General features: G+C 46.3%; 6 protein-coding genes. 3 read left to right on the forward strand and 3 right to left on the reverse strand.

Annotation, left to right across the window (positions count from 1 at the left end):
• Window positions 1-237, forward strand: a 237-nt coding sequence (locus ACR2PX_RS00085; RefSeq protein ID WP_433997326.1) for a transposase, incomplete at its 5' end; no start/stop codon positions are given.
• A 253-nt stretch (window positions 238-490) separates the two neighbouring features.
• On the opposite strand, the gene ACR2PX_RS00090 is transcribed toward ACR2PX_RS00085, so the two are convergent.
• Window positions 491-2530: a S9 family peptidase gene (locus tag ACR2PX_RS00090; RefSeq protein ID WP_433997327.1), complete on the reverse strand. Its 2040-nt coding sequence runs from the start codon at window positions 2528-2530 to the stop codon at window positions 491-493.
• A 127-nt stretch (window positions 2531-2657) separates the two neighbouring features.
• Here ACR2PX_RS00090 and ACR2PX_RS00095 point away from each other — a divergent pair, with 127 nt between their 5' ends.
• Together ACR2PX_RS00095 and ACR2PX_RS00100 are read left to right on the forward strand one after the other, a co-directional pair.
• The gene (locus ACR2PX_RS00095; RefSeq protein WP_433997328.1) at window positions 2658-3170 is read left to right on the forward strand and encodes a DUF2975 domain-containing protein; all 513 of its coding nucleotides are present in this window, start codon (window positions 2658-2660) and stop codon (window positions 3168-3170) included.
• Between the two features lie 2 nt (window positions 3171-3172).
• Complete coding sequence (locus tag ACR2PX_RS00100) at window positions 3173-3382, forward strand: helix-turn-helix domain-containing protein (RefSeq protein ID WP_433997329.1); 210 nt, start codon at window positions 3173-3175, stop codon at window positions 3380-3382.
• Between the two features lie 22 nt (window positions 3383-3404).
• Here ACR2PX_RS00100 and ACR2PX_RS00105 read toward each other — a convergent pair whose 3' ends face one another.
• Window positions 3405-4379 carry a YbgA family protein gene (locus tag ACR2PX_RS00105; RefSeq protein WP_433997330.1) on the reverse strand — a complete coding sequence of 325 codons (975 nt, stop codon included), beginning with the start codon at window positions 4377-4379 and terminating at the stop codon, window positions 3405-3407.
• A 67-nt stretch (window positions 4380-4446) separates the two neighbouring features.
• Window positions 4447-5862 carry a deoxyribodipyrimidine photo-lyase gene (gene phrB / locus ACR2PX_RS00110; RefSeq protein WP_433997331.1) on the reverse strand — a complete coding sequence of 472 codons (1416 nt, stop codon included), beginning with the start codon at window positions 5860-5862 and terminating at the stop codon, window positions 4447-4449.
• Between the last annotated feature and the right edge of the window lie 265 nt (window positions 5863-6127).

Consider the following 6127-nt stretch of genomic DNA (forward strand, 5'->3'; position numbering starts at 1 on the left):
GATATTCATTACACGCCCAAGCATGGCAGTTGGCTGAACATGGCAGAAATTGAATTGAGTATACTCAGTCGCCAATGTCTGAACCGCCGTATACCAGATCAGGATGCTCTGAAATCAGAGGTCTTGGTCTGGGCGTCACGACGCAACAATATCGAGAGCCAGATGGAGTGGAGATTTACAACAGAAGATGCCCGGATAAAGCTGACGAAGCTTTACCCGACGATTAATTTGGAATGATGTACTAGGTTGGGTTTCTGAGCCTGACTGAGAAAAGGAAGCGGGCAACGGGGCTTCCGGGGGGGATACTGCATTGTGTGTTGCACAACCTGCCATCAGGAAGAGCAAGCTTCCCAATGCCAGGTAACGTGGGTATTTCATGGTTGAAGAACGAGTAGCTTTAATCAACCGTCATTGTATGGAGGAGAGGGTCTGAACCTTTGTCAGGGATTCAGGAAATTGTCGCAAATTGTATCAACGGCTAAATACCTGCTCACAGTTTGGAAATATCTACCTTCAACGACTCCAGATGTTGTTCCACTTCGGCAGTTTGTAGTGGCTGAAGCTTTCCTCCAAGGTGCTCAGCGAAGAAGCGCTCCATTTGTAACAGGGCCGCCAGATTATTCTCTCTTTTGTAGAAACCATGCCCTTCGTCTTCAGCAAGAATATACTCAACAGGCAACCCTTTATTGAACATTTGACGTGCAATATTATCGGATTCCTGCTGGGTGACTCTGGGGTCATTGGCTCCCTGTATCAATAACAGGGGGGTCTCGATGTTATCAACAAAGTTAATAGGCGATCTGGACTGCATATTCTCAACATCCGCAGGAATCAGGGGATCGCCCACAGCTGTAAACCAGTTACCCAGGTAGGGGCGGTAATATTCAGGGAATGAATTCATCAGGGTTACGAGACTGGATGGCCCGACATAAGAGATAGCCGCCTGATACAGATCGGGAGTAAATGTGATTCCAGCCAGAGCAGCGTAACCGCCATAGGAGGCGCCAAGAATGCCGATGCGTTCAGGGTCTGCAATGTCCTTATCAATCAGGTATTGAGCCCCGTCACTCAGATCATGCTGCATATAGCCAGTGCCCCAGTTCTGGTTGCCAAGGTTGTAGAAACGCTCGCCGAAACCGGTGGATGCCCTGAAGTTGGGCTGCAGAACGGCATAGCCTCTATTGGCCAGTAACTGGGCGACTCTGTTGAAATAACCTGCATCCAGTGTCCAGTAATCTCTGGCCCAGGGTCCACCGTGAGGCAAGACAATGGCAGGCAGGTCTGAGGTTTTTCCTAATGGCAGAGTCAGGTAAGCCTGAATAGTTTCGCCATCACGGGTTTTATAGGTAATGGAGGTTCGAGGTGACAAAAGATCAGGGTTTAACTGACTGTCTTTGTTTAACAACCACTCGAGCTTTTTCTTTTTCTCATCATAAAAATAATAACTTCCTGCATCTCTGCCACTGGCTGTCAGCAGCAGTGACTTGCCTGTGTTCTCATTTCTTTCCAGAAGGGTAATTTCTTTCTTTTCTTTGAAGTGGTTCTGAATGTTTTGCCAATGTTCAGCAAAGTCTGTTTCCAGAACATAGTCCTCTTTGTGACCGTAATAGTACGACACCATGAGAGGGGCTCCATCTTCAGAAAAGCTGGCTTTGAAAAGGTCGGAAAGGTTGTTTGGATCCTCATGAATAGAAGTCAGGTTGCTATTCGACAGGTTGATGGACATTAAACCCAGTTTATCGAGTTCGCCCAGGCTGGTGGAGATATAAGCACGATTTTTTTTCTGGTTATATTGGAGCAGATCAATGGACTCTCCGGGTTGGGTTTTTAACCGGGTTGTCCAGGTGCCCTTACTAAAACTGAACAATTCATAAGAGCTGTCAGGATTCATCTTAACGCCTGCAGCGGGTTGCCCGTTCTCATCGACCTCGATGGACAGAAAGTGATGGTCATTCTGCAGGATACGTTTCTGTTCACCTGATTTTAAATCGAATGAGTAAAGGTCTATCCGGGCAGGGTCGTCATGGTTGGCCATGTATATCAATTGGCCATGATCATTTTTTACCTGACCCAGAAGCCTGTAATTGGTTTTATCCCGGGTCGTCAGTCTACGACTCTCGGCAACTTTCAGTTCCTGCTCACCAGACAGCTCTAAATGATAGATCTGATGATTTTCGTCTCCGCCAAAATCCTGTAAGTAAAAGATATCATTGGAATTCTTCGCCCACTGGAATGCCTTAATGGTTTCCGTGAAGTCAGTTAATGGATAGGCATGACTGTTCTGGCTGTTAACCGACTTCAGGTATAGGTTGTTCACACCCTTATTGTCCTGTAACCAGGCGAGCCATTGTCCATCACTGGATAATTTCAAATGACTGATTTTGGATTCGTTAAAGAGGTCAGTGATGGGGATGAGTTTTTGAGGTTCCTCAAGAGCCACGTAGTCATCAGAAGGCGTGTTTATCACACAGCCACTCAGGAAGATGGGTAGCAATAGGGCCGGGATTTTAAGTGCTTTCATCATTTTCATTGTCTGAATGTCCTTATTATTTTTCAGTTACTGTAATTCAATTAAAAATTATTGTAAAACGATAATAAATAATCTTTTTAGGGAAATATATGAAGAAGCGATATACTGGGCAAAAAAGGGGAAGCCCGTGACGACCAATAAAATCAAGGTAATCAGCAAGGCGATACGCTGGCTGATTCTGAGTCTCAGTGCTGTCGCAGTAGCTTATTTGCTCTGGAGCTTTTTTTATCAGGGAACGTATAACTTCAACTCGGATTCAACCCAGTTTCAGCAACTGTGGTATGAGTCTGAAGCGAATAAAGGCGCACTGTTTCTCTATACCGCCCCAGGCCTGATCTTGTGGGCTGTTTTGGTGTATTGGGCTTGTCGCTTACTAAGCAGCTTTGAGCAGGGAAATTATTTCAGTCAGGAGAGTATTCGCTGTTATCTCTGGCTAGTTTGGGTTCAGGTCGCCATGTTTGTGGGCCATATTCTGTTTACGTTGGGTATCAGTTTTTATCATCGCCAGCTTTTTGAAGACTCAGTCACCATGCTTTCATTGGATCTGACAGAAATCTTCATCTTGTTTTTCATGGTGGTTGTGTTGCATGTGCTGAAAGCTGCACGGCAGATTGAGCAGGAGAACAAAGAGTTTATCTAACCATGAGAATTGTCGTGAATCTTGATGTGATGTTGGCCCGAAGAAAGGTCAGTTCAAAGGAACTGGCTAAAGCCATTGGTATTACTGAAGCTAACCTGTCACTGCTGAAAAGGGGGCGGGTTAAAGGCGTCCGGTTTGAAACACTGGCAGCCATCTGTGACTATCTGGACTGCCAGCCCGGAGATATTCTTGAATATCAGCCTGAAGATTAAAATGTGAAATCCGTTGCGGCCGTTATATCTGATTCCTGAGCCCTAATTGATCTGGGTGAGGGTGCAGATAAGTTTGCTCCTGAATGTACTCATTGCCATTGTTTTCAATAAAGTGGCGTAACATGGTCATGGGGGCCACCAACGGTACTATACCCTGGCGATACTCTTCTACCAATTTGAGAAACTGGTTTCGTTCTTTGGTATCCACGGTTTTTTTAACGTACCCCATAATGTGCAACATGGTATTGGTGTGGGACTTCCGGTTAGCCCGTTTTTTCAGAGTGTTCATGAACTCTTTGAAGTACTGATCCAGATAGGGTTCCAGTTGCATCTTGCCGCCTTCAGCAACCAGTCTTCCCAGGGCAGTATAATCACTGGGGTTATGGGCCATGAGCATGTACTTGTGGACAGAATGAAAATGAACCACTGCTGCATGGCTGGGATTTTTGAGCACTTCATTGTGCCAGCGGTGATAGGCATAAACACGGGTAAAGAAGTTCTCCCTTAAAACCGGGTCATGCAGGCGGCCTTCCTCTTCAACGGGCAACAGAGGTTGTTCTTCTATAAGTGCCTTGGCGTAGGCGCCGGGTGAGCTGACTCCTGAAGGTGTGCCGTTTTTATGGTAGACCTTGACCCTCTCCATGCCGCAACTCGGCGATTTCTGCATCAGGATATAGCCACAGATATCTGTCAATTCTTTGGCTTTTTTGTTGCCATAATCAGTCAGTTGATCGGTAACATCTCTATCCGGATGATCCGTACCTACAACTCGTACCTGTTTAATATCCCCTGCTAGCCGGATAGGTTCTCTGGGCGTGCCCAGTCCAATGGCAACTTCTGGGCAGACTGGCTCGAAGTGGAAGTACTGGCTCAGGGTGTTCATACAGAATGAAGAGCGTTTGTGCCCACCGTCGTACCGGACTTTCTGGCCCATGAGGCAGGCACTGATGCCCAGTTTGATGTCTTTTTCAGGTTCTGGAATCGAGACAATAGCCATTCAACACTTCCTTTTTTATCCCTCTACTTTCAATGTAACTGATTTCAGCGCGGCTGTTTGATTTTACTCATGGCTGTTTCAGTGCTTTGAAAGCGGAGAGTACTTTTTCTCTGGATGCTTTGTGGTCGACAATAGGTGCCGGGTAGTTGATCTCATCAATATCGTATTGCCAGGGGGAGTGAATCTCCTTGTTGCTGAGCTTTTCCAGTTGGGGGAGCCAGTGACGGATAAACTGACCATCGGAATCAAATTTTTCGGACTGACTGACAGGGTTAAACATTCTGAAGTAGGGGGCGGCATCCGTTCCCGTGCTGGCAGACCATTGCCAGCCACCATTATTGGCGGATAAATCGCCATCAATCAGATGTTGCATAAAAAATGTTTCACCAAGGCGCCAGTCGATCATCAGGTTTTTGGTCAGAAACATGGCGGTGACCATTCTCAGGCGATTGTGCATCCAGCCGGTATTCACCAGTTGTTTCATAGCAGCATCCACCAATGGAAACCCGGTCTCACCTCTGCACCAGGCATTAAATGAAGGGTCATCCTGATTCCAGGGTAACCGTTCGGTTTCCGGGATGAATGCCCGCCCTCTGGAAAGCCTGGGGAAGCCATGCAAAATATGTTTGTAGAATTCCCGCCAGATTAATTCACTCATCCAGCATTGCAGACCATCGTTTCCGGAGTCCATTTCTCCACTGTTGGCCTGAAGTGCCGCATGAAAACACTGGCGCAGGGAAATCGTTCCTGAAACCAGATAGGGAGAGAGTGTGCTGGTGGCATCATTGGCAGGAAAATCCCGGAGATGTTTATAGTCTTCCCCATGAGACTCAATGAATGTTTTGAGACGACCTTCAGCTTCTTCCTCTCCAGCAAGCCATAGTTCTGGAAGTTCTTCCACAGGTGAGTACAGATTCTGATAGTCGATTCGTTCTTCTGCCAGCTCTACAGGCTTTTGTTTTTCAGGCACCGGTAACGGCAGTATCTGGTGCGGATCAATCGTTCGGTAGAGTGCTTTTTTGAAGGGGGTAAAAACTTTGAAGTACTCACCTTTTCCATTCAGCAACTGACCTGGGGTGGTCAAAGTCTGGTCTGTGAAACGCTGACACTTCAGCATTTTTTCAGTAAACCGCTGTTCGACAGTAAGGTCTCTTTGTTCCTCATTAAGACCGTGTTCGTTGTTAAAACTGATGCTCTGACACTTAAGTTTTTGAGCCAGTTGAACAAGCTGTTCAGCACAGTTTTCAAAGCGATTTGGCTTGATGACGACCAGAGGGATGTTGAGACTTCCAAGAGCCTTTTCCAGACTATTCAGACTCTGCATCCAGAACCAAAGCTTATTTGGACTGTCATTATGTTCTTGCCATTGATCCGGACACAGGCAATAGACGGCAATGACCTCACTAAATTCTGCAGCGTGATAGAGGGCAGGATTATCTCTGACTCTAAGGTCGCTTCTGAACCAGACCAGTGTTCGACTCATACAGCTATGAGTTGGAAACCCAGCTCACCCCCGAAATATGGAAATGGATTCAGTGCCTGAAATAGCGGCATTTTCATAGTAAAGAATCCCCTCAGTTTTATTCTGATCTCTTTTCATCCTATACGGTATCTGAGTGGAAGACCTTAAGTCCCGCTTAACTTTGAGGTAATGAGCGAGCAGGCTGTACTTTTGGTAAGAGAGTACAGTTTTCATACACTTTGCAGTCTAATCTACAGCATCAGCTTGTGTTCATAATTGTTCCGCT

This window comes from Endozoicomonas sp. (assembly GCF_051008435.1).
In the GTDB taxonomy this organism is placed as follows: domain Bacteria; phylum Pseudomonadota; class Gammaproteobacteria; order Pseudomonadales; family Endozoicomonadaceae; genus Endozoicomonas_A.

What these genes read in the sequence shown, in the direction of transcription:
- ACR2PX_RS00090 (WP_433997327.1), bottom strand. Translation starts at nt 2,530, where the DNA reads ATGAAAATGATGAAAGCACTTAAAATCCCGGCCCTATTGCTACCCATC.
- ACR2PX_RS00100 (WP_433997329.1), top strand. Translation starts at nt 3,173, where the DNA reads ATGAGAATTGTCGTGAATCTTGATGTGATGTTGGCCCGAAGAAAGGTC.
- ACR2PX_RS00105 (WP_433997330.1), bottom strand. Translation starts at nt 4,379, where the DNA reads ATGGCTATTGTCTCGATTCCAGAACCTGAAAAAGACATCAAACTGGGC.
- phrB (WP_433997331.1), bottom strand. Translation starts at nt 5,862, where the DNA reads ATGAGTCGAACACTGGTCTGGTTCAGAAGCGACCTTAGAGTCAGAGAT.